At 52.8% G+C, this 24,089-nt stretch carries 22 protein-coding genes; 10 read left to right on the top strand and 12 right to left on the bottom strand.

What is annotated here, in order from left to right; translation table 11 throughout:
- On the top strand, window positions 1-736 hold a 736-nt coding region (locus D6029_RS21385; RefSeq protein WP_147365257.1), incomplete at its 5' end, for an integrase core domain-containing protein.
- Between the two features lie 126 nt (window positions 737-862).
- On the opposite strand, the gene chbG is transcribed toward D6029_RS21385, so the two are convergent.
- The 11 genes from chbG to putP all read right to left on the bottom strand — a co-directional run bounded on the left by chbG (window position 863) and on the right by putP (window position 12,895).
- Entirely contained in the window at window positions 863-1,624 is a 762-nt protein-coding gene (gene chbG / locus D6029_RS21390; protein ID WP_120066693.1) for a chitin disaccharide deacetylase, read from the bottom strand.
- Between the two features lie 57 nt (window positions 1,625-1,681).
- Window positions 1,682-3,025: a 6-phospho-beta-glucosidase gene (locus tag D6029_RS21395; protein ID WP_120066694.1), complete on the bottom strand. Its 1,344-nt coding sequence runs from the start codon at window positions 3,023-3,025 to the stop codon at window positions 1,682-1,684.
- Window positions 3,026-3,132: 107 nt separating this feature from the next.
- The gene (gene chbR / locus D6029_RS21400; protein WP_120066695.1) at window positions 3,133-3,969 is read right to left on the bottom strand and encodes a transcriptional regulator ChbR; all 837 of its coding nucleotides are present in this window, start codon (window positions 3,967-3,969) and stop codon (window positions 3,133-3,135) included.
- Between the two features lie 12 nt (window positions 3,970-3,981).
- The gene (gene chbA / locus D6029_RS21405) at window positions 3,982-4,329 is read right to left on the bottom strand and encodes a PTS N,N'-diacetylchitobiose transporter subunit IIA (protein ID WP_120066696.1); all 348 of its coding nucleotides are present in this window, start codon (window positions 4,327-4,329) and stop codon (window positions 3,982-3,984) included.
- 76 nt (window positions 4,330-4,405) lie between these two features.
- On the bottom strand, window positions 4,406-5,764 hold the full coding sequence (gene chbC / locus D6029_RS21410; RefSeq protein ID WP_120066697.1) for a PTS N,N'-diacetylchitobiose transporter subunit IIC: 1,359 nt from the start codon (window positions 5,762-5,764) through the stop codon (window positions 4,406-4,408).
- An 89-nt stretch (window positions 5,765-5,853) separates the two neighbouring features.
- Complete coding sequence (locus D6029_RS21415) at window positions 5,854-6,180, bottom strand: PTS sugar transporter subunit IIB (protein ID WP_120066698.1); 327 nt, start codon at window positions 6,178-6,180, stop codon at window positions 5,854-5,856.
- Between the two features lie 263 nt (window positions 6,181-6,443).
- Window positions 6,444-7,232, bottom strand: coding sequence for a phosphate starvation-inducible protein PhoH (phoH, locus tag D6029_RS21420; RefSeq protein ID WP_208642706.1), 789 nt, complete (start codon window positions 7,230-7,232; stop codon window positions 6,444-6,446).
- 658 nt (window positions 7,233-7,890) lie between these two features.
- On the bottom strand, window positions 7,891-9,174 hold the full coding sequence (gene efeB, locus D6029_RS21425; protein ID WP_120066700.1) for an iron uptake transporter deferrochelatase/peroxidase subunit: 1,284 nt from the start codon (window positions 9,172-9,174) through the stop codon (window positions 7,891-7,893).
- A 4-nt stretch (window positions 9,175-9,178) separates the two neighbouring features.
- Entirely contained in the window at window positions 9,179-10,303 is a 1,125-nt protein-coding gene (efeO, locus tag D6029_RS21430) for an iron uptake system protein EfeO (protein WP_120066701.1), read from the bottom strand.
- A gap of 33 nt (window positions 10,304-10,336) precedes the next feature.
- Entirely contained in the window at window positions 10,337-11,170 is an 834-nt protein-coding gene (gene efeU, locus D6029_RS21435; protein ID WP_120066702.1) for an iron uptake transporter permease EfeU, read from the bottom strand.
- 216 nt (window positions 11,171-11,386) lie between these two features.
- Window positions 11,387-12,895: a sodium/proline symporter PutP gene (gene putP / locus D6029_RS21440; protein ID WP_120066703.1), complete on the bottom strand. Its 1,509-nt coding sequence runs from the start codon at window positions 12,893-12,895 to the stop codon at window positions 11,387-11,389.
- Window positions 12,896-13,275: 380 nt separating this feature from the next.
- On the opposite strand from putP, the gene putA reads away from it, so the two are divergent.
- The gene (gene putA / locus D6029_RS21445; protein WP_120066704.1) at window positions 13,276-17,253 is read left to right on the top strand and encodes a trifunctional transcriptional regulator/proline dehydrogenase/L-glutamate gamma-semialdehyde dehydrogenase; all 3,978 of its coding nucleotides are present in this window, start codon (window positions 13,276-13,278) and stop codon (window positions 17,251-17,253) included.
- Window positions 17,254-17,311: 58 nt separating this feature from the next.
- Window positions 17,312-17,704 carry a lysozyme inhibitor LprI family protein gene (locus tag D6029_RS21450; protein WP_120066705.1) on the top strand — a complete coding sequence of 131 codons (393 nt, stop codon included), beginning with the start codon at window positions 17,312-17,314 and terminating at the stop codon, window positions 17,702-17,704.
- Here D6029_RS21450 and rutR read toward each other — a convergent pair.
- Window positions 17,701-18,345 carry an HTH-type transcriptional regulator RutR gene (rutR, locus tag D6029_RS21455; RefSeq protein ID WP_120066706.1) on the bottom strand — a complete coding sequence of 215 codons (645 nt, stop codon included), beginning with the start codon at window positions 18,343-18,345 and terminating at the stop codon, window positions 17,701-17,703. The two genes, D6029_RS21450 and rutR, sit on opposite strands and share 4 nt — an antisense overlap.
- A 255-nt stretch (window positions 18,346-18,600) precedes the next feature.
- Here rutR and rutA point away from each other — a divergent pair, with 255 nt between their 5' ends.
- The 7 genes from rutA to rutG are packed head-to-tail and all read left to right on the top strand — an operon-like array spanning window position 18,601 to window position 24,040.
- Complete coding sequence (gene rutA / locus D6029_RS21460) at window positions 18,601-19,692, top strand: pyrimidine utilization protein A (RefSeq protein ID WP_120066707.1); 1,092 nt, start codon at window positions 18,601-18,603, stop codon at window positions 19,690-19,692.
- The gene (gene rutB, locus D6029_RS21465) at window positions 19,692-20,390 is read left to right on the top strand and encodes a pyrimidine utilization protein B (protein ID WP_120066708.1); all 699 of its coding nucleotides are present in this window, start codon (window positions 19,692-19,694) and stop codon (window positions 20,388-20,390) included. The genes rutA and rutB overlap by 1 nt, the downstream gene beginning before the upstream one ends.
- 14 nt (window positions 20,391-20,404) lie before the next feature.
- Entirely contained in the window at window positions 20,405-20,791 is a 387-nt protein-coding gene (gene rutC, locus D6029_RS21470) for a pyrimidine utilization protein C (RefSeq protein ID WP_120066709.1), read from the top strand.
- 3 nt (window positions 20,792-20,794) lie between these two features.
- Complete coding sequence (gene rutD / locus D6029_RS21475) at window positions 20,795-21,607, top strand: pyrimidine utilization protein D (RefSeq protein WP_120066710.1); 813 nt, start codon at window positions 20,795-20,797, stop codon at window positions 21,605-21,607.
- Window positions 21,604-22,194, top strand: a complete 591-nt coding sequence (locus D6029_RS21480) for a malonic semialdehyde reductase (protein WP_120066711.1) — start codon at window positions 21,604-21,606, stop codon at window positions 22,192-22,194. Before rutD ends, D6029_RS21480 begins: the two co-directional genes overlap by 4 nt.
- 9 nt (window positions 22,195-22,203) lie before the next feature.
- Window positions 22,204-22,692: an NADH-dependent FMN reductase RutF gene (rutF, locus tag D6029_RS21485; RefSeq protein WP_120066712.1), complete on the top strand. Its 489-nt coding sequence runs from the start codon at window positions 22,204-22,206 to the stop codon at window positions 22,690-22,692.
- A gap of 28 nt (window positions 22,693-22,720) precedes the next feature.
- A complete protein-coding gene (gene rutG, locus D6029_RS21490; RefSeq protein ID WP_120066713.1) occupies window positions 22,721-24,040 on the top strand; it encodes a pyrimidine utilization transport protein G in 1,320 nt (439 codons plus the stop codon).
- Window positions 24,041-24,089: the final 49 nt, after the last annotated feature.

Genomic DNA, 24,089 nt, shown 5'->3' on the forward strand with positions numbered 1-24,089 from the left:
CAGCGAGGTCAATCAGGTCTGGAGCGCCGACTTCAAGGGCAAGTTCCGCCTGCTCAGCCAGCACTACTGCCACCCCTTCACGCTGACCGATAATCACAGCCGTTACCTGCTGTCCTGCGAGGGGACATTCCGGGAAAGCGAGGCCTTTGTGCGGGACTGTCTGGCGCGCGCATTCCTCGAATACGGCCTGCCGGAGGTGCTGAAAACCGATAACGGCCAGCCGTTTGCCGGCACCGGTATTGCCGGGCTGAGCCGGCTCGCGGTCTGGCTGATTAAGCTCGGTATCCGGCCGGAGCGCATCCGCAAAGGGCATCCGGAAGAGAACGGTCGCCACGAGCGCATGCACCGTTCGCTGAAACACAGCCTGAGCTTCGGTAACCGCCGGGCGACGCTGGAGGAACAGCAGGCCTGGTTCGACAGCTATCGTGAAGAGTTTAACCGGGAGCGGCCACACGAGGCGCTGGGCGGTCTGACGCCGGGGGGTATCTGGGTGCCGTCGCCGAGAAAATGGGACGGGAAAACGCCGGAGGTGAGCTATCCCGAAGGGGCAAAAGTGTACCGGGTGGGTCCAAAAGGAGTGATACACATCGGCAAAAGGGTGTTCCTGAATCAGGCGCTGCGGGGTGAATATGTGATGCTGGAGGAACGTGAGGACGGGCTTGAAGCGATAATATTTAACCGGATGGACCTTGCTTACTACGACAGACGTAAGCAAAGTATCATCCGGATAGATTAGGCAAAATGTGTTACCTGTGTGGCCGGTCTGATCTGTAACCTATGTGGCCGGTCGTACACTGCGCTTATCCGACCTACCCGTTTCAGTGAGTGTTGCGTGGTGGATTGTCATCCACCACAATAAATATTACAAATCCTTGAACGTCCCTAACCGATAACCACGCTCGGCAATCGCGTACCTCAATGATGCAGAAGTGAGAACGTCCAGTTCAGCCAGACGCGGGTAACAGTATTTGCTGGCAAGAATGGTGTTATCGATAAATGACGGGTGGCACATAATTTCAAGCGATTGCTCGCCGCGCGCCATGGATTTTTCCAGGGTATCGAGGAAAAGGGTTTCGGAGATCGCATCGCCATAAAAACCGCTATCAAAACCTGCGGCAGTTTTCACACCCACACACTCAAGCCCCGCCGGTAACGCGGCATCATAGTCGAAACGAATCGCCACGCCCTTCTCTTTGGCAAACGCTTCAACAATCGGATAAATTTGCGGGATCATATGCACGTGATGATGGCTGTCGAGATGTGTTGGCGCACGGCCAAATAACTCGAGGAATCTCGCATACTGGCATTCCAGTTCATGCTCAATTTCCGCCAGTGGCAGAGAACCTTCTTCTGCACGCTGCCAGATCCATTTACCCAATTCGCCCTTTTCATCCACCAGACCAGGCATGGCAGATAACGGACGGCCTAACGTCAGCACAAAGTGCATACCAATAGCCAAACCAGGGTGTTTCGCACTCAGTGCCACCGCGTGTTCAATACCTGAACCGTTAACCATAGCGGTGGTTGATGTCACCACGCCATGAGTGAATGCATCGATTATTCCGTAATTTTGCGCCTTGCACAGCCCAAAATCGTCCGCGTTAACAATTAATAACTTATCCATTGTCGCCTCGCGAGAGAGCCTTCTCTTTTCAGAGAAGGCTTCCGTTTATTCTTGCGTTTATTTAAGTGCAGCAATCGCCTGCGCGAAGTTTGGCAGATTCGCTTCGTGCGCCAGCAACATATCGCGGGCAATTTTCTCAGCGTCTTTATCGGAATGAATCAGCGGGCTTAAATTCAGCGCCAGCAGAACATCGTTAAAGTTGCCGCTCAGAGCCGCTTCACTTGCCGCCACTTCAAAGCCTTTAATGGTGTAAATCAGGCCCAGCACTTTCTCATCAAAATGCGTGATGCGTGGGGTCGGTGTTGCGCCATCGCGACCGATAGTACAGGTCATTTCAACCGCCCAGTCAGCCGGAATATTATCAACATGACCGTGGTGCGGCACGTTAACGTAATGCTCGCTTTGCTTGTCGTTGTAAATGTCGCTGATCACTTCGCAGGCCGCGTCAGAGTAATAAGCCCCGCCACGCAGTTCCAGCTCTTTTGGCTTCACGTTCAGAGCGGGATCTTTATAAAGCTCAAACAGTTGTTTCTCAACTTTCTGCACAACCGTGGCGCGCGCGCCGCCTTTGTAGAACTCACCCATTTCGATAGCCAACATCTCTTTCTGCTTGAAGTAGTACAGCAAGTATGAGCACGGCAGCAGGCGCAGAGAACGAATCAGACCTTCGCTGAACGGCAAATCAAAGATGTTTTTCACCGAACCGGCGGTTAGCGTGCCGGACGCCACGCCATCAAGCAGTTCGTCAAAACGGGAAGTGCCGTTCACGATGACATCTTTAATGAACACCATGTGGTTGAGGCCGAACAGGTCAATGTTCAGTTCATCCGTTGGCGCGAGCTTCAACACATCTTTAATGAACATTTTCATGCCCACCGGAATGTTACACACGCCGATGAACTTCTTAAAATCGGTGTGGCGATAAACCGCTTCAGTCACCATGCCGGCCGGGTTGGTGAAGTTAATCACCCAGGCGTTCGGGCAGATTTCTTTCACATCGTTGATGATGTCGAAAATCACCGGAATGGTACGCAGGCCTTTGAACAAGCCACCTGCACCGTTAGTTTCCTGGCCCAGGTAGCCGTAGCTTAATGGGATGCGTTCATCGAGTTCGCGAGCTTTCAACTGCCCGACACGCAACTGCGTGGTTACGAAATCAGCGTCCACCAGCGCTTCGCGGCGATCGAGGGTCTTATACAGTGCAATCGGTACGCCAGCGCGTTCAATCATGCGTAAGCAAAGATCAAAGATAATGTCTTGTTTCTCTTTGCCCGCCTCAACGTCGACTAACCATAATTCACTAATCGGCAATTCTTCGTAACGTTTAATAAAACCTTCGAGTAATTCAGGGGTATAGCTGCTACCACCACCGATTGTGACGACTTTCAATTTTTTACTCATGAGGACTCCGGTACAAGTTTATTGCACTGTAATTAAGACAGCGATATAGATGTATTATTGAAGGTTATATTTAACCCTCATTAATACATATACAGAATGTTTATAAATCACTTAATACTGTATAACTGCTTCCGATAATGCTGCGGCGTAAATGACGTTAACTTTTTAAAGTTTTTAATAAACATACTGGCACTACTGTAACCGGACTCGAAAGCAATATCGGTAACAGAAAAGTTGGTGATCTCCAGTTGTTTCTTGGCAAAATCAATTCTTATCTCATTGATAATTTGCATCGGTGTTTTACTGTAATGGCGTTGCATGGCGCGGGTCAAATATTCCTGCGACTTACCGGACAACTCCACCATATTCACCAGCGCTTTATCACCAAACATCGCTTTGCCGTGCATCTGCTCAACGGTGTTTTTCAGCCAGACGGGAATATCGCCGCCGGATTCTGATTCTTTATGATGGCGCAGACGGTTTACGATATAAAACGTCACCATCTCAAGAAATTCATTAAACTCACCCTGACGGAAGTTTAATGACGCCGTCACAGATTCAATATAAGTCAGAAATTCATTCTTAATCTGATAAACCTGTGAAGCAATAAAATAAGCCGGGAATAACGGTAAATAATGTTGTTCAAAAAAATCCTTGCTGATACCCACATTCAGGATTCGCGTGGCACCAAAATCATAAAAGCTTTGATGGTAGGAACCGAGCGGAATAAAAACAAAACTCCCTCTTTCCAGCAACACACGTTTACCGTTAATTTCCTGGTAATAACGCCCTGTCAGCACAACCGTGAATTCATAATAATCATGCTGGTGCAGCCCGGAGACGCTTTCGACTTTGTTGTGGATGAACATGTGGAAATGTTGACCATCAAAAAGTTGACTCTCACGAGCGGTATTGATTTCCATACTGATTACCGGTGGCTGCATAGGGACTCCAACTTATTTTATTTTTTCGTGAAGCTCAATAAGTTCTGTCACCAGCTCGCGCGCCAGCATAGACGTCATCAGGTGATCTTGCGCGTGAACCAGCACCAGGCTGACTTTGGTTTTGCCTTCGCCCTGGTCGCCTTCAATCAGTTTGGTTTGTACCAGGTGGGCTTCATTCAGTGCTTCGCGAGACTGAGCCATCAGCTCCCAGGCTTTTTCGAAATCGCCGGTTTTAGCGATTTTCAGTGCACCGTATGCCAGGCTACGCGCCTGACCAGAATTGATGATTAAACCCATCACCACTTCTTCAAGATCGTTGGTATCAACTTCGTTATCGACCGCATTTTCTAAATCAAACATCAAATTCTCTCCCGGACAATTTAAAGTGGTTGGGGACAGGGGGCCATCCCCAACCAAAGTTACTTATAATTTAAGTTTAGAATTTCAGTGCGTTAGCAATATCTTCTTCGCTTTCTTCTTCTTCAATGACAGCCTGCGCTTTGTTAGACAGGATGACGAACGGTATGTAGACACAGGTCGCGACACCCAGGTTGAACAGCGCGACTAACAGAGCAGCGATACTGCCGTTACTGTTAAAGAAGGCACCCAGGCCGGTTGGCATTGTCCACGGTGCCAGGTTAGTGACCGGCGGGATAATGCCCATCGAATACGCCGCAAGAGTGATAGCCGCCAGAATCGGCTGTACCAGCACGAACGGGATAAACATGACCGGGTTCATGATGATTGGCAGACCGAACAGGATAGGTTCGTTAATCTGGAAGATGCCTGAAGGCAGTGCCAGTTTCGCCACCTGACGGTGATCTGCACGACGTGAAACCATGAAGATTGCGATAATCAAGCCAAGCGTCGCACCAGAACCACCCAACAGGATGTAGGAGTCGAGCATTGGTTTAGCCCAGAAGTGGAACTGTTTACCCGCGTCAATTGCCGCCTGAACAGAGCCATACTGGTTATAGAGTGCGATGTTTTCCAGCGCCCATGGCGTCATGATGCCGTTATCCAGCGCGGTCAGCGCCAGTGAACCATGCACACCGAAGAACCACAGTAAGGAGTTAAAGATAACGTACGCCCAACCTACTACGGCACCCATCGACGCCAACGGCGTTGAAATGGAATCCATAATAATCTGGTGGAAGTTGCTACCGTGGTTTGCCAGCAGCCAGGAAATAATCCCGAAGATAGACAGGATAATAAAGCCTGGAATTAAAGCAGAGAATGAACGTGATACCGAAGTCGGCACGCTATCTGGCAGAGTAATAACCCAGTTGCGACGAATAACAAACGTAAATAATTCCGCCACTACCAGGCCAATAACAATACCGGAAATAATATTCTGACCGCCTAACCAGTTCGCGCCGACAGCATAAGCTTCGCCAACACTATATGGAGTCACAGTCATGAATGCCGCAACGGATAATAAACCGGCAGCCAATGGATCAACTTTCCGTTCTTCAGCCAGCGCCATGCCAATGAAAAAAGGCGCCATTAGCGACATAATACCTAACGTACCGTTATATACGTTGCCGCCAATGGCTTTAAACCCATTAAGGGTTGCAATGGTTGAGGGGTCTAAACGAATACCTAAAGAATAGAAAAATGAACCTGTATCAAAACTCAGAAAAACGTTATTGATTAAAACAAACATTGCCCCTGCGAGGGTCAATGGCATTAATTTGATGAAGCCGTTTTTAATTGCGTTGACGTGCGGTTGCTTCCCAATTTTCACTGCGAAAGGAAGCAATATCTTTTCAAGTGAATCAATGACTTTACTCATTTGTAATTTCCTTTATTGCCGCAAGAGACTTGCGGCCAGGTTGTGTAAGGTCGTTCTTTGACGGAAAAATAAAACAAGAGGTAAAAAAATTAACTGTTTGCTGCTGCCTTCTTGATCGATGCGACGGCTGCTTTGAGCACGCCTAATCCATCAATTTTGCCGTACATTGCCGAGTCAATAACTTCGACTGGTTTGCCCGGTAATACTTTTTGAATTTCTGGAAGCATGTACGCAATTTGTGGCCCGAGTAATACCAGATCCGCATCTTTGCCCTTTTCAGCCGCCAGCGTTTCAGGCCAGGCTTCGATAATGACCGGTACTTCATACTTCTCTGCCTGCGCCTTCATTTTTGAAACCAGTAATGAGGTGGACATTCCGGCAGAACAAAATAGGTAGATACGTCTTTTCGTCGTCATAATAAATTCCTCACGTTGCAACAGTCTGCATGTCGGATATCAGCACAACCCACGCCTGCAAAAGGGACTAATTGGAAATGTTCTGATTGTTTCTGGTTGAGAGAAGTATACGGCAACAATCTGGCGGGGAATAATTATGAAGACCTTAAAATTGTCTCTCCTTGACCATCCGTTTTGATACCCTTCACATTTTGGGTAAATAATTCGCGCAAAGAAAAAAGCCCAAACAGTGTTTGGGCTTTACAATTCAATTACACCAGAAATCAGTCGTAGGCATTCAACGTGCGCTGGCAAAGGGCTGAGCGCACACAATCTTGCTTGCCAAAACGAACCACACCGACCATTTCATCTTCTTCAAAACGCTCCAGAGCGTCACTCAGACCGGACTGAACACCGCGTGGCAAATCACATTGCGTGATATCGCCATTGACGATCACCGTCACGTTTTCCCCAAGGCGCGTTAAGAACATTTTCATTTGCGCTGCGGTGACGTTCTGCGCCTCATCAAGAATAACCACCGCATTTTCGAATGTACGTCCGCGCATATAGGCGAACGGCGCAATCTCTACTTTGCCGATTTCGGGACGCAGACAATACTGCATGAAGGACGACCCTAAACGACGCACCAGGATGTCATACACCGGGCGGAAATAAGGGGCGAACTTTTCCGAAATATCCCCGGGTAAGAAGCCGAGATCTTCGTCAGCTTGCAGGACCGGTCGGGTAACAATTATCCTGTCGACATCCTTATGTATCAGGGCCTCAGCGGCTTTCGCCGCACTGATATATGTCTTGCCGCACCCGGCTTCACCTGTCGCGAAGACCAGTTGCTTTTTCTCGATGGCGTTAAGATAGTGCTGTTGAGCCTCGTTTCGCGCTGCTATTGGTGAATTATCCCGGCAATCTCTTGCCATGCCGATAGATTCAACGCCGCTCATCTGCACAAGCGATGTGACCGATTCCTCTTCGCGCTGTTTGTGGCTACGCGAATCCCGTCTCAGCACACGTTTTGCTTCACGACGAGCTTTGATCACTGCTTTCTGTCTTCCCATGGATGGCACCTTACAGTTGGTTTCATTTCCCGCGTCACGACTTAGGGCGCGATTATGTTCACTAACGGATGAGGTTTGGCTTCCTTTTAAGCCATGAACTGCCGGTTGAGAGGATACGCCAGTTAGACGATTTACGCCGCTTAGCGCATCGTTAATACGTTGAGTTGTAAAAGGATCAGGTTTTTTAGCGGTGAAGATAGCGAAGCCGGAGGAGACACCTCCGCGCTGGGTAGTGCGGGTAAGAAGTTTGCTCAATCGTCCAGTGCAGGACCCTACCATTCGCGATCTCCAATGTGATTGAAATTCACAGCCGGGAACTACCGCTCGTGCTTTAAGTACATCAAATTTTATCTTAATTGCAACGTTTATTTTACTTTAAATCAACATTCGCGTTTCGTCACGCTGTAAGCATATTTATGACATAAAAATATTACACTTTTATATCAAAGGAATAGTCATAGGAAAATGGGATGAATTTTAGATGGGCAAATTGTTAGCAAATGAAAAATTAGCAGGGGGAGGATTGCCCTCACCCCTGCCCTCTCCCACAGGAGAGGGAGAAAGGCACGGTCGATCCCGTTTCGCTCAGGAGTGGGAGAAAGGCACGGTCGATCCCTTCTCCCTCAGGGAGAAGGTTAGGATGAGGGTGGTTTCAGAATCACGCCTCTATTAACCCCTGCCCCAAATACCCCTTATCATCCTTAACCCCCGGCATCACGAAGAAATACCCGCCGCCAATCGGCTTCACATACTCCTCCAGCGCCTCGCCGTTTAACCGTTGCTGTACTGCCAGGAAACCTTTCTCAAGGTCGTGCTGGAAGCACACAAACAACAGCCCCATATCCAGTTGCCCGGATTTGGAAACGCCAAGCGAATAGCTGTAACCCCGACGCATCATCAGGTTAGATTGGGTTTCTTTGGTGCGCGGGTTAGCGAGGCGAATATGCGCATCCAGAGCAATCACATTGCCGTCAGGATCGGCGGCGTAATCCGGTTCATCGTGCTCGTTCTTCATGCCCAGCGGTGCACCGCTGTGTTTATCGCGGCCAAAAATCGTCTGCTGCTCTTTTAGTGGCGTTCGGTCCCAGGACTCAACATGGAACTGAATAATGCGCACCGCCTGATAGCTGCCGCCCACCGCCCATGCCGGTTCTTGCTGGTTCGCCGTCACCCACACCACTTCATCCATCAGCGGTTTATCTTCGCTATTCGGATTCGCCGTTCCATCTTTAAAGCCGAGCAGGTTGATTGGCGTCTCTTTGCCGCGCGAACGTGCCGCGTGATTCGAGATAAACCCTTCCCGCTTCCAGCGCACGCTGAGCAAATCCGGCGTGTGTTTGATAATGTCACGCAGCGCGTGAATCACGGTGTCGGCGGTATTGGCGCAAATTTGCAGCAGCAAATCGCCGTGACACAAACTGGCATCCAGCGAATCGTTGGCGAAGCGTTCCATCTTTTGCAGTTTTTGAGGCTTTTGGGACTGCAATCCAAAACGTTCATCAAACAGCGATGTTCCCGTCGCCAGCGTAATCGTCAGGTTATCCGGGTAAATTTGCGCCCCCAGAATCCCTGAATCCATCGGCGGCATACGCGGATTAGGCGTATCCGGAGCCGCACCGCCAGTGGTGAGGAAGTCAAAACGAGCCGTCAGTAATTTGAATAAGCGCTCAAGATCCGCTTTATCACTGGCTAACACATCAAACGCCACCAGCATCATTGACGCTTGCTGAGGGGTTAAAACGCCCGCCTGGTGCACACCGTAAAACGGCTGCTTTTCCATGCGTGCGTCAGGCGGCAATGTACCTGGCGAGGTTTCTTTTTTTGCTGCATGCGCAACCGGGCAACCACCCGCAACAGCAAGGGCGCCGCCTAGCGCGCCCAGCCCTTTCAGTAACCGACGGCGAGCCGGAATATGCCCGCCGTTTTTATTCTTATCGTTCATAAACCTAGTCCAGACCCAAAACGCCACGCAGTTGAGATAAGTCTTCCGCCAGCGCCGTTACTGGACCTTTCAGCGCATTACGGTCCGCATCGGTCAGTTTGTCGTAAGTCTCAAAGCCATCTTTGGTGCGATATTTCGCCAGAATGGTGTCCACTTTCTTGAAGTTGGCATCCACTTTTGCCAGCAACGGCGCGTTATCTTTGGTCAGCAACGGACGCAGCAAGTTAACAATTTTCTGCGCGCCATCAACGTTGGCCTGGAAGTCCCACAGGTCGGTGTGGCTGTAACGGTCTTCTTCGCCGCTGATTTTGCTCGCCGCGACTTCTTCAATCAGGCCAGCCGCGCCGCCGACCACTTTACTCGGTGGGAAGGCCAGTTCAGAAATACGCGTTTGCAGATCCAACACGTCAGTGTTCAGCTGCTCCGCGTATTTTTCCATGCCTTTGGTGGAGTTATCGCCAAACAGCGCTTTCTCCAGACGGTGGAAACCGGTGAATTTAGGGTCATTGGCTTTCTGCTCGTAATCGTCTTCACGGGCGTCGATGCTGCCATCCAGATCGGAGAACAGTTCAGCAATCGGTTCGATGCGCTCGTAGTACTGGCGCGTTGGGGCATACAGCGCTTTAGCTTTTTCGATGTCGCCCGCTTTTACCGCGTCAGTAAAGGCTTTGGTGCCTTTCACTAATTCAGCAACTTGCACGGTGACATACGCTTTGTATTCGGTGATTGGGCCAGTCAACGCCATCAGGTCATTCTTCGGTGCCGCCTGGTCGCCCGCCGCTTTCACGATGAGTTTGCCTTTCGGATTGCTCAACAGGCCGCAGGTCATGTCGTATTCGCCCGCTTGCAGATTAGCGGTCATTTTCTGCGAGAAACCCGGTGCGATGTTTTCGCGTTCTTCAACCACCATCACCCCTTTCAGGATTTCCCACTCCAGCGCTTTCTGGCTGTTGTTTTGAATGATGAACTGCGTTTTACCTGCATTCACAGTGATGTTCATCGGTTCGCACTGTTTATCAGTCACAGTGACTTTTACCTGCGGAACATCAGCGGCCTGTACAGCAAAAGCAGAAGAAGCGAGCGCGAACAGCGCGGCGTGCAAAGCCTTACGACGAAAGTGTGTAGTCATGGCCAATCCCTATCAAATTTTAGTATGTTGTAACTAACGAACGTTATTTGTCGCCTGAGCCGTCATGCGTGGCGGAATACAGAACAGCACCAGCGCCGGAATCAGGTAAATAAAGTACATCGCCACTTCGCTAACGGTCGGCGTCTCCTGGTATCCAAAAATACCTTCGAGCAGCGTTCCGGTCAGGGAATGGGTGGAAAGAACATTACTGAGGTCAAACGCGATATCCTGGAAGTGGTTCCACAACCCGGCTTCGTGGAAAGCACGCACCGCGCCTGCTGCCAGGCCCGCAGCCACCAGCAAAATAAACAAGCTGGTCCATTTGAAGAATACGGCGAGGTTCAGGCGAATCCCGCCCCAATAAAGCAAGAAGCCCAATACGATAGCGGTGGCCAACCCGAGGATTGCGCCAAGCGGCGGCATCATGCCCACGTCCTGCTGGAATGCCGCCAGCAAGAAGAATACGGATTCCAGCCCTTCGCGCGCGACGGCGAAGAACACCATTAAAATCAGCGCCCAGCCGTGGTTGCCTTTACTGTGCAGCGCCTCGTCGACTTTCTGCTCGAGCTGGCCTTTGACGTTGCGCGACACTTTGCGCATCCAGAACACCATCCAGGTCAAAATGAAGACGGCGATGACCGCCACAATGCCTTCAAACAGCTCCTGCTCTTTTTGCGGGAATTCACCGGTGGTTTCATTAATGAAGATACCCAGACCTAAGCAAAGTGCAGCCGCCAGCACCACGCCAATCCACATCACGCCAATCCACTGGCCGCGTTGCGTTCGCTTCAGGTAGCTTGCAATCAAGCTGACGATCAGCGCGGCTTCCAGCCCTTCGCGTAACATAATGAGAAACGGAACAAACATTCCTGACACCCCAACTGTGAACTCAGGTCAAATGACGTAAAGAAAAGTAAAACAAGAACGATAGTGATTATCATTACCCAAGAAATAAACACAAGCGGATTGTTAGGATATTTATATGCTCGTTAGCATTCGAGTTGCAGCCAACACCCCTGCAACTTGAAGGATGACGGGTATAAGCAGATGTAAAAAAGGCCGCTGGATGCGGCCTTGAAGGGATTACTCAGGTTGTAACTTTGTCGGTGGCGCGGTGTGATAAATCGCGTCGGCCTCCGCAAAGCGTTTCTGCATTGCAGCACTTGGCGCTTTGCCCATCAGGCTGACGACCACGATACCGATGCTGCCGAAGATGAAGCCAGGGATGATTTCATACAGGCCCAACCAACCGAACTGTTTCCAGATGATAACGGTCAACGCGCCGATGATCATGCCAGCCAATGCGCCGTTGCGCGTCATGCGTGACCACATGACTGAGAACAGAATCACCGGGCCAAACGCCGCACCGAAGCCTGCCCATGCATAACTCACCAGGCCCAGCACGCGGTTTTCTGGGTTGGCTGCCAGAGCAATTGCGATCAGCGCCACCAGCAACACCATAAAGCGGCCTACCCACACCAGCTCTTTCTGCCCGGCATTTTTGCGGAAGAAGGCTTTATACAAATCTTCGGTAATCGCACTTGAACACACCAGCAACTGGCAGCTCAGCGTAGACATGACCGCCGCCAGAATCGCCGACAGCAAGATACCGGCAATCCACGGGTTAAACAGCAGTTGCGCTAGTTCAATGAATACACGCTCGCCGTTCTGGTTGACCGCACCCGCCAGCGCCGGGTTGTTGTTAAAGTACGCGATACCGAAGAAGCCCACGGCACACGCGCCCGCCAGGCACAGAACCATCCACGTCATACTGATGCGACGCGCTTTCACGATGGTGTGATGCGAGTCGGCCGCCATGAAACGCGCCAGAATATGCGGCTGGCCGAAGTAGCCCAGGCCCCAGCCCATCAGCGAGATAATCGCCACGAAGTTCAGGCCTTTCAGCATATCGACGTTTTCGATACTTTTTTGTTTGATCACCGCCAACGAATCGTCGAATCCGCCGACCGCAATCACCACCATAATTGGCGTGAGGATCAGGGCAAAAATCATCAGGCTCGCCTGCACGGTATCGGTCCAGCTCACCGCGAGGAAACCGCCAACGAAGGTATACAGAATCGTTGCCGCAGCACCCGCCCACAGCGCAGTTTCGTAGCTCATGCCAAAGGTGCTTTCAAACAGACGCGCCCCCGCCACAATGCCGGACGCACAATAGATGGTGAAGAACAGCAGAATCACCAGCGCCGAGATAATACGCAGGATGCGGCTTTTATCTTCAAAGCGACCGGTGAAATAATCCGGCAGCGTTAACGCGTTATTGTTTACTTCTGTGTGAACACGCAGACGCCCGGCGACCAGTTTCCAGTTGATGTACGCGCCCACAGTCAGGCCGATGGCAATCCAGCTTTCCGAAATACCGGAAAGGAAGATAGCGCCCGGCAAGCCCATCAGCAGCCAGCCGCTCATGTCGGATGCGCCTGCGGATAATGCGGTGACTACACTGCCCAGGCTGCGACCGCCCAGAATATAGTCATCAAAGTTTTTCGTTGAACGCCAGGCGATAAACCCTATCAATATCATGCCGAAGATGTAGATAAAGAAAGTCACCAGCATTGGTGTACTCATGTTCATGCAAGTTCTCCAAAATTTTTTGCCATGCCGGAACGCAGCACGGAGCTTTAATAGTTTCTTACCGCAAGCGTTTTAACACGTTATTCACAATAAATTCACCGTACAAAAAATAGCTTTTTGCAGTAGGTTGCACTCGCTCACGTTTTTAGCGGTTGCACCCTCTGAAACTGTTAAGTGTGTCGGTAAATTCACCCCGTCTGCGAATAATTAGCCCGCTCGCTTTCTTATGCCAAATTTAACAATTCAATCTATTTCACAGCTTGCTATCCAGCTCACATTTAACAAGGTTGCACAAAGTTGCAACATGATAGATATTGCCGGGTAACTTTTATCAACCCTTCAATTTTTGCCCGCCAATCACGGGCAAGGGAGTGACAGGCATGGCCACGACCATGGGCGTTAAACTCGACGACGCAACTCGCGAGCGCATTAAAGAAGCCGCTTCACGCATTGACCGCACACCACACTGGCTCATTAAACAGGCGATTTTTAACTATCTTGAACGCCTGGAAAACAACGACGAATTGCCAGAACTCCCCGCTTTGCTGGCGGGTGCCGCCAACGAAAGCGATGAAGCAGCTCCACACGTTGAAGAAACACACCAGCCGTTCCTCGATTTTGCTGAGCAAATCTTGCCGCAATCCGTCACGCGCGCGGCGATTACCGCTGCCTGGCGCCGCCCGGAAACCGATGCGGTGCCGATGATTCTGGAGCAGGCTCGCCTCTCCCCTGTTATCGCCGAACAAACCCACAAACTGGCTTATCAGCTTGCCGAAAAATTGCGCAACCAAAAGAGCGCAACAGGCCGGGCGGGCATGGTACAGGGTTTATTGCAGGAATTTTCACTTTCTTCACAAGAAGGTGTGGCTTTAATGTGCCTGGCTGAAGCTTTATTGCGCATTCCGGATAAAGCCACGCGCGATGCGTTAATCCGCGACAAGATCAGCAACGGCAACTGGCACTCGCATATTGGCCGTAGCCCGTCGCTATTTGTGAACGCCGCGACCTGGGGTTTGTTGTTTACCGGCCGCCTGGTTTCCACTCACAACGAAGCCAGCCTGTCGCACTCTCTGAACCGTATTATCGGTAAAAGTGGCGAGCCATTAATCCGCAAAGGCGTGGACATGGCGATGCGCCTGATGGGCGAGCAGTTTGTTACCGGTGAAACCATCGCCGAAGCCCTCGCCAACGCGCGTAAGCTCGAAGAAAAAGGTTTCCGCTACTCCTACGATATGTTGGGCGAAGCGGCACTGACCGCCGCCGATGCGCAGGCGTATATGGTTTCATATCAGCAGGCGATTCACGCGATTGGTAAAGCCTCCAACGGACGTGGTATTTACGAAGGCCCAGGCATTTCCATCAAGCTTTCTGCGCTGCACCCGCGCTACAGCCGCGCCCAGTACGACCGCGTGATGGAAGAGTTATATCCGCGCCTGAAATCCCTGACGCTGCTGGCCCGCCAGTACGACGTCGGCATTAACATCGACGCCGAAGAAGCCGATCGCCTGGAGATCTCCCTCGATCTGCTGGAAAAACTCTGCTTCGAGCCGGAACTGGCAGGCTGGAACGGCATCGGTTTCGTGATTCAGGCGTACCAAAAACGCTGCCCGTTCGTGATTGATTATCTCGTCGATTTGGCGACCCGCAGCCGTCGCCGCCTGATGATTCGCCTGGTGAAAGGCGCATATTGGGACAGCGAAATCAAACGCGCCCAAATGGACGGCCTCGAAGGCTACCCGGTTTATACGCGCAAGGTTTACACCGATATCTCTTATCTGGCCTGCGCCAAAAAACTGCTGGCGGTGCCGAACCTGATTTATCCGCAGTTCGCTACCCATAACGCCCACACGCTGGCGGCCATCTACAACCTGGCGGGGCAAAACTACTACCCTGGCCAGTATGAATTCCAGTGCCTGCACGGCATGGGCGAGCCGCTTTACGATCAGGTGGTCGGCAAAATTGCCGATGGTAAACTGAACCGCCCTTGCCGTATTTATGCGCCGGTCGGGACTCACGAAACGCTACTCGCGTACCTGGTACGCCGCCTGTTGGAAAACGGCGCAAACACCTCGTTCGTCAACCGTATCGCCGATAACACGCTGCCGCTTGACGAATTAGTCGCTGACCCGGTGACCGCCATCGAAGGTATTGCAGGCAAAGAGGGCCAACTCGGCCTACCGCACCCGAAAATCCCGTTACCGAAAGAGTTGTACGGTGCCGATCGCACCAACTCCAGCGGACTGGATCTGGCGAACGAACACCGCCTGGCATCGCTCTCCTCTGCCCTACTGAACAGCGCGGCACAAAAATGGCAGGCGCTGCCGATTCTGGAAAACCCTGTCGCACCGGGCGATATGGTGCCGGTGAAAAACCCAGCGGAGCCGACCGATATCGTAGGCTTCACACGCGAAGCCACGCCTGCGGAAGTCTCGCAAGCACTGGAAAGTGCCGTGAATAACGCGCCAATCTGGTTCGCCACGCCGCCGCAAGAACGTGCCGCCATTCTTGAACGTGCTGCGGTAATCATGGAAGGCCAGATGCAGCAGCTGATTGGCATTCTGGTGCGCGAAGCCGGTAAAACCTTTAGCAACGCGATTGCCGAAGTGCGCGAAGCGGTGGATTTCCTGCATTACTACGCAGGCCAGGTCCGTGATGATTTCGATAACGAAACGCACCGCCCGCTCGGCCCGGTGGTATGTATCAGCCCGTGGAACTTCCCGCTGGCGATTTTCTCCGGCCAGATTGCCGCCGCCCTTGCCGCCGGTAACAGCGTGCTGGCAAAACCTGCCGAACAAACCCCGCTGATTGCCGCGCAGGGTATCGCAATTTTGCTGGAAGCCGGTGTGCCTGCGGGCGTAGTGCAACTGCTACCTGGACGTGGTGAAACTGTCGGCGCGCAACTGACGGGCGATGCCCGTGTGCGTGGCGTGATGTTTACCGGTTCCACCGAAGTCGCCACACTGCTGCAACGCAACATCGCTGACCGCCTTGATCCGCAAGGTCGCCCGACGCCGCTGATTGCTGAAACGGGCGGTCTGAACGCCATGATCGTCGATTCTTCAGCGCTCACCGAGCAAGTGGTGGTTGATGTGGTGGCATCCGCTTTTGATAGCGCAGGCCAGCGTTGTTCGGCACTGCGCGTGTTGTGTATTCAGGAAGATGTCGCCGAACACACGCTGCAAATGCTGCGCGGTGCGATGGCCGAATGCCGCATGGGCAACCCAGGCCGCCTGACGACTGACATCGGCCCGGTGATTGACGCCGAAGCGAAAGAGAATATCGACAAGCACATCCAAACGCTGCGCAGTAAAGGCCGCAAGGTGTTCCAGGCCGCGCGCGAAAACAGCGTGGATGCCAAAGAGTGGAACAGCGGCACGTTCGTGGCACCCACGCTGATTGAACTGGATAGCTTCGATGAGATGCAAAAAGAGGTATTTGGCCCGGTGCTGCACGTGGTGCGCTACAACCGTAATAACCTCGACGCGCTGATTAACCAAATCAACGCCGCCGGTTATGGCCTGACTCTGGGCGTCCACACGCGTATCGACGAAACCATCGCGCAGGTGACCGGTTCGGCCCACGTCGGCAATATGTACGTGAACCGCAACATGGTCGGCGCGGTCGTCGGTGTGCAGCCGTTTGGCGGCGAAGGTTTGTCGGGCACTGGCCCGAAAGCCGGTGGCCCGTTGTACCTGTATCGCCTGCTGGCAAACCGCCCGGACAGCGCGCTGCAAACCACCTTTAACCGCCAGGACGCTGAGTTGCCAGTCGATACCACGCTGAAAGCCAGCCTCCAGGAAGCACACCAGGCGCTGGCACAATGGTCAGTGAAAACACAAGGGGCGCTGAAAAAAGGTGAGCTGCCCGCTATCTGTGCACGTTTCGAGCAACTGGCACAAAGCGGCACCCTGCGCCAGCTTCCAGGGCCAACGGGCGAGCGCAACACTTACGCCTTAATGCCGCGTGAGCGCGTGTTATGTATCGCCGATAACGAACAAGATGCTCTTGTTCAATTGGCTGGCGTGACAAGCGTCGGCAGCCGCGTGTTGTGGGCTGACGATAAGTTACATCGTGAACTGGCTAAATCCCTGCCTGCGCTGGTGCAAAAACAGATCGACTTCGCCAAAGAAGACGCGCTGTTAAGCCAAATGTTTGATGCGGTGATTTACCACGGCGATTCCGACCAACTACGCTCGTTGTGCGAAAAAGTCGCCGCACGCGACGGCGCAATTGTTTCGGTACAAGGCTTTGCTCGCGGTGAAACCAACCTGCTGCTGGAGCGTTTGTATGTTGAACGCTCACTCAGTGTGAACACCGCAGCCGCAGGCGGCAACGCCAGTTTGATGACAATCGGCTAAGTTTTCACTACGCTAAAAAGGCTCCTTTTTGGGAGCCTTTTTTATTCGAGGAATGATGATGAAACGCGTTTGTTTACTGATAACGGGATTGTTGTTGAGCGCCAACGTGCTGGCCGATAGTTGCGACTCGGCAACGTCACAGGCCGGGCTTAACGAGTGCGCCAGTAACGAATATAAAAAGCAGGATGAATTACTGAATCAGGCTTACAAAGAGGCGATGAAACTCGCCACAGATACCCAGAAAACCCAGCTCAAAGCGGCGCAAAATGCGTGGATTGCGTTTCGCGATGCAGATTGTGCGTTCTTAACATCCGGCGCTGACGGCGCATCCGTCGCCCCGATGGTGCACGCGCAGTGCATGATGGACAAAACCCGCGAGCGCACTGAGCTACTGAAAAGCACGCTCAATTGTGAAGAAGGTGACGTAAGCTGCGTTTTCCCGCCGCGTTAACGAACCCGAATCCCTTCGATAATCATCCGCTGCACGTTTTCCACCGTGCGGCGGAAAAAGTCTTCATCGCTTAAATTACTGCCCGCCACTGCTTCAACCTGGCTTGCAAAGTCGGCGTAGTGTTGGGTGGTCGCCCACAGCATGAAAATCAAATGATGCGGGTCAACCGCCGCCAGTTTTCCGCTCTCAATCCATCCAGCAATAATCGCCGATTTTTCATCGACCAGCGATTTCAAATCCCCGGTTAACTCTTCTTTTAAGAGCGGCGCTCCCTGGAGCATTTCAAGGCAGAACAGGCGCGAAGCCTGCGGATAATCGCGGGACACTTCTAATTTGAGGCGGATGTATTCGCTTATCGCCACCAGCGGCTGCAAATCTTCACGAAACGCGCGCAACGGCGCGAGCCAGATATCCAGAATTTGCTTGAGCACCGCAATATAGAGCGCTTCTTTGGAAGGGTAATAATAGAGAAGATTGGTTTTTGACACGTCCGCGCGTTCGGCAACCTTTTCAATGCTGGTGCCGTGAATGCCAAACTGCGAGAAAAACTCCAGCCCCGCCGCCAGAATAGCCTGCTTTTTTGCCGCGACGGCTTTTGAACGCCGTCCGGTTTCTTTGGGTGCTGCGCCACCTTGTGCCATGCCATTTCTCTTTATACGGTTTTGCCCAACAGCATAGCAAAAGCGCCTTGCGACAACGATCAGTTTGCGCCTCATTGCACCCTGAACGCGCACTGACGCCTGTTTTTTGTGCACTCGTTTTGACCAAACAGTCTGATTTTAATGCATCAAAAATAGAAACCAATTATCAACATTATGATAACAAACCAATTTTCCAACCTGGCATCCGGCTTGCAAAGACTCAACTGAAAGCAACCATTCCCAGAGAGGCTTGTGATGAAAATTGGCGTATTCGTTCCTATCGGCAACAACGGCTGGTTAATTTCTACTAACGCGCCGCAGTACATGCCCACGTTTGAGCTGAATAAAGCGATTGTGCAAAAAGCCGAATATTACGATTTCGACTTTGCCCTCTCGATGATCAAACTGCGCGGCTTTGGCGGCAAAACCGAATTTTGGGATCATAACCTCGAGTCGTTCAGCCTGATGGCAGGGCTTGCGGCGGTGACGTCCAAAATTCAGATTTACGCGACGGCGGCCACGCTCACATTACCCCCTGCCATCGTGGCGCGCATGGCCTCGACCATTGATTCCATCGCACCGGGGCGCTTTGGGGTGAATCTGGTGACCGGCTGGCAAAAACCGGAATACGAGCAAATGGGCATCTGGCCAGGCGATGAGTATTTCGCTCGCCGTTACGACTACCTTTCCGAATACGCCACGGTGCTGCGCGATTTGTGGGGAACCGGGCAAAGTGATTTAAAAGGTGAGTTTTTTACCATGAACGATTGCCGCCTAAGCCCGCGCCCTGCCCAACCAGTGAAAATGATTTGCGCCGGGCAGAGCGAGGCTGGCATGGCGTTTTCTGCCGAATATGCCGATTACAACTTCTGCTTTGGCAAAGGCGTTAACACGCCAACCGCCTTCGCTCCCACTGCCGCCCGCATGGTTGAAGCGGCTGAAAAAACCGGCCGCGATGTCGGTTCCTACGTGCTGTTTATGATTATCGCCGATGAATCCGACGAGGCTGCCCGCGCCAAATGGGAGCACTACAAAGCGGGTGCCGATGAAGAAGCGCTGGCGTGGTTGACCGAACAAAGTCAGAAAGACACGCGTTCCGGTTCCGACACCAATGTGCGCCAGATGGCGGACCCCACCTCAGCCGTGAATATCAACATGGGCACTCTGGTTGGATCTTACGCCACCGTCGCCCGCCTGTTGGATGAAGTCGCCACGGTTCCGGGTGCCGAAGGCGTGCTGCTGACGTTTGATGATTTCCTTGCTGGCATTGAAGCATTCGGCGAAAAAATCCAACCGCTGATGCAGTCGCGTGCGCATCTTTCCCCTTCTGCTCGCGAGGTGGCGTGATGCAAAAATTCACTCTTGATGCTCGTCCCGAAGCCATCACCTTTACGGCTGAACAAACGGCGCTGATCGTCGTCGATATGCAAAATGCTTACGCCAGCCAGGGCGGATATCTCGACCTTGCGGGCTTTGATGTTTCGGCAACGAAACCGGTGATCGAAAACATTAAAACCGCAGTGGCCGCCGCTCGTGAAGCAGGCATGTTGATTGTCTGGTTCCAGAACGGTTGGGACAGTGATTATGTCGAAGCAGGCGGCCCAGGCTCGCCGAATTTCCACAAGTCCAACGCCCTCAAAACCATGCGCAAGCACCCGGAGTTACAAGGGAAACTGCTGGCAAAAGGCAGCTGGGATTATCAACTGGTGGACGAACTGGTGCCACAGCCGGGCGATATCGTGCTGCCCAAACCTCGTTACAGCGGTTTCTTTAACACGCCGCTGGATAGCATTTTGCGGTCGCGAGGGATTCGCCACCTGGTGTTTACCGGCATCGCCACCAATGTTTGCGTGGAATCGACACTGCGCGATGGCTTTTTCCTCGAATATTTTGGCGTGGTGTTAGCCGATGCCACGCATCAGGCAGGGCCTGCGTTTGCGCAGCAGGCTGCACTTTTCAATATCGAAACCTTTTTTGGTTGGGTGAGTGATGTCGGCACGTTTTGCCAGGCGTTACAGCCGCAATCCCTTGCCCGAATTGCCTGAACAGGAGAAACCTAATGCCAAAATCCGTGATTATTCCACCGGGAACCACCACGCCTATCGCGCAGTTTGTACCCGGAACCCTGGCCGATGGCGTGGTGTATGTCTCCGGCACGTTGCCGTTCGATAAGCAAAACAATGTGGTGTATGTCGGTGATGCCAAAGCCCAGACGCGCCACGTGCTGGAAACCATAAAATCGGTGATTGAAACCGCAGGCGGCACCATGGATGACGTGACGTTTAACTCGATTTTCATCACCGACTGGACGAACTACGCCGCCATCAACGAAGTGTACGCCGAGTTTTTCCCCGGCGAAAAACCGGCCCGCTTCTGCATTCAGTGCGGGCTGGTCAAACCCGACGCGCTGGTTGAAATCGCCAGCGTCGCGCATATCGGGAAATAGCTTATGCAAATTGAGCTGACTCCAGCGCCCTTCCCCGATGCCCCGGTTCTGCTCTTAATTGCCGGGCTTGGGGGAACCGGCAATTACTGGCTGCCACAACGCGCGGCACTGAGCGAACACTTCCAACTGGTGGTGTACGACCAGCGCGGAACTGGCGTGAACCGCGAGCCGCTACCCGATGATTACTCGCTTGCGGATATGGCCTGGGAAATCCACAGCGCCGTGTTGCAACAGGGCATTACGCATTACGGCGTGCTCGGGCATGCGCTTGGCGGGCTGGTCGCCCTGCAACTGGCGCTGGACTACCCGGCAGCTATCGACCGCATAGCGATAATTAATGGCTGGTTGCAGCTCAATGCCCATACGCGGCGCTGTTTTGCGGTGCGTGAAACGTTGCTGCGTGATAGTGGCCCAGCCGCCTATTTGCAGGCTCAACCGCTATTTCTCTACCCGGCAGAGTGGATGGCGGTGAATCAGCCACGCCTCGAGGCTGAAGAAGCCATGCACAATGCGCACTTTCAGGGGGCTGAAAATCTGACTCGCCGCCTGAATGCCCTGAAGGCCGCTGATTTCCACGGCACAGCCGGGCATATTCACCAGCCGGTGCTGCTGATTTGCTCCCGCGACGATCTGCTGGTGCCGTGGAATTGTTCTGTGGAATTACATGAAGCGTTGCCTGAAAGCACGCTCGAGGTGATGCCGTGGGGTGGGCACGCTTGCAACGTCACTGACGCGAATGATTTTAATCAACGGTTCCTCAGCGCAATGAACGCTTCGCTGCAAATCGAACCCTCTTTTCAGAAGGAAATTGTATGAGTCATGCCCTCTCAAGCGAGGCTTTGGAAACGCTGTTTACCGGCGCACGAACCCACAGCGCGTGGCTGGATAAACCGGTGAGTGATGCCCAGCTTGCCGAGATTTATAACCTGCTGCGTCTTGGCCCGACCTCCGCTAACTGCTCGCCGGCACGCTTTTTATTTGTCCGTAGCCCGGAGGCAAAAGCACGCCTTAAGCCCGCGCTGTCATCGGGGAATATCGACAAAACGATGAGCGCGCCCGTGACCGCCATCGTGGCCTGGGATCCGGCGTTCTTTGAACAATTGCCAACGCTGTTCCCCTATGCCGACGCCCGCGCCTGGTTTACCTCAAGCCCGGAACTGGCAGAAGAAACGGCATTTCGTAACAGCTCCATGCAGGCGGCCTATCTGATTGCGGCCTGTCGGGCGCTCGGTTTCGATACCGGGCCGATGTCTGGGTTTGACCGCGAAAAAGTCGATACGGAGTTTTTCAGCGCCAACGGCTGGAAAAGTAATTTGCTGATAAGTATCGGTTATGGCGACCCGGCAAAAGCCCATACGCGTCTGCCACGTTTAGCATTTGAAGCCGCTTGCCGCGTGGCTTAAGGAGCCAGGATGATTGAGAAACAAACCTTCCGCGATGCGATGTCGTGCCTGGGTGCGGCGGTGAATATCGTTACCACCGATGGCCCTGCCGGACGCGCGGGATTTACCGCATCAGCGGTGTGCAGCGTCACCGACGAACCGCCAACCTTGCTGGTTTGCCTGAATCGTAGCGCTTCGGTGTGGCCGATTTTTAACCGTAACGAGGCGCTGTGTGTCAATACTCTGGCCGCCGGACACGAAGCATTATCCAATCTGTTTGGCGGAAAAACCGCCATGACCGAGCGCTTTTCTGCCGCACGCTGGCGACACGGCGCGACGGGTTGCCCGCAACTTGAAGGGGCGATTGTCTCTTTTGATTGCCGTATCAGCCAGGTCGTCAGTGTGGGTACGCATGACATTTTATTCTGTGAATTAGTGGCTCTTGAACGTAACGACGATTCCCACGGACTGGTGTGGTTTGACCGTGGCTATCACCAACTAATGCGGCCTGCCTGTTAGCCGAAACGTGTTCCCTCTGGAGATGAATATGGCGAATTCCTGGTTTCCACAATGGCGTAAAAAATCTGCGATAACGGAAGGCGGCGTCATCGCCCCGGACGAAACTCTGCCCCTCGGCCAAACGCTGGTGATGGGTGTGCAGCATGCGGTAGCGATGTTTGGCGCGACGGTACTAATGCCGCTTTTGATGGGGCTTGATCCTAATTTGTCAATATTAATGTCGGGGGTTGGGACGCTGCTATTCTTCCTGGTCACCGGAGGGCGCGTACCGAGTTATTTGGGCTCGAGTGCCGCGTTTGTTGGTGTGGTGATTGCTGTGACCGGCTTTAACGGGCAAGGCTTAAACCCGCATTTAAGCGTGGCGCTCGGCGGGATTATTGCCTGCGGCCTGGTATATACGCTGATTGGGTTTGTGGTGATGAAGGCCGGAACGCGCTGGATTGAACGGCTGATGCCGCCCGTCGTGACCGGTGCGGTGGTGATGGCCATCGGCCTGAATCTGGCACCTATTGCAGTGCGTGGCGTTTCAGCCAGTAGCTTCGATAGCTGGATGGCGGTCATGACGGTGATGTGTATCGGGCTGGTTGCGGTGTTTACCCGAGGCATGATCCAGCGCTTGTTAATTCTGATTGGCTTGATTCTCGCTTGTGTCATTTACGCGTTGCTGGCAAATGGTTTTGGCTTCGGCAAACCGGTGGATTTTGCGTTGATCGGTGCTGCGGCATGGTTCGGTATTCCGCAAATCACTTCACCGACATTTAATGTACAGGCGATGATGCTGATAGCCCCGGTGGCGGTGATTCTGGTGGCAGAAAACCTCGGGCATTTGAAAGCCGTTGCCGGGATGACGGGTAAAAATATGGACCCGTACATCGGCAAAGCTTTTGTCGGTGACGGCCTGGCAACGATGCTTTCAGGCTCTGTCGGCGGCAGCGGCGTGACGACATACGCCGAGAATATTGGCGTGATGGCGGTGACAAAAGTCTATTCAACACTGGTGTTTGTCGCCGCGTCCGGCATTGCCATGCTATTGGGTTTCTCACCGAAATTTGGCGCACTTATCCATACCATTCCGGGCCCAGTGATTGGCGGCGCATCTATTGTGGTATTTGGCTTGATAGCCGTAGCAGGCGCACGCATCTGGGTGCAGCACAATGTTGATTTAAGCCAGAACGGTAACCTGATTATGGTGGCAGTCACGCTGGTATTGGGTGCGGGTGATTTCGCCTTAACGATCGGTGGGTTCACGCTCGGCGGGATTGGGACGGCTACGTTTGGCGCGATTATCCTGAATGCGATTTTGAGCCGCCGCCCGGTGGTTATTGCGGACGGCGCAGTCGTTCCATAAGTCGGATGACGCTTCGGTACAAACCGGACACATGGGTAACACTTTAGAC

This window comes from Buttiauxella izardii, from assembly GCF_003601925.1.
Classification (GTDB): Bacteria; Pseudomonadota; Gammaproteobacteria; order Enterobacterales; family Enterobacteriaceae; genus Buttiauxella; species Buttiauxella izardii.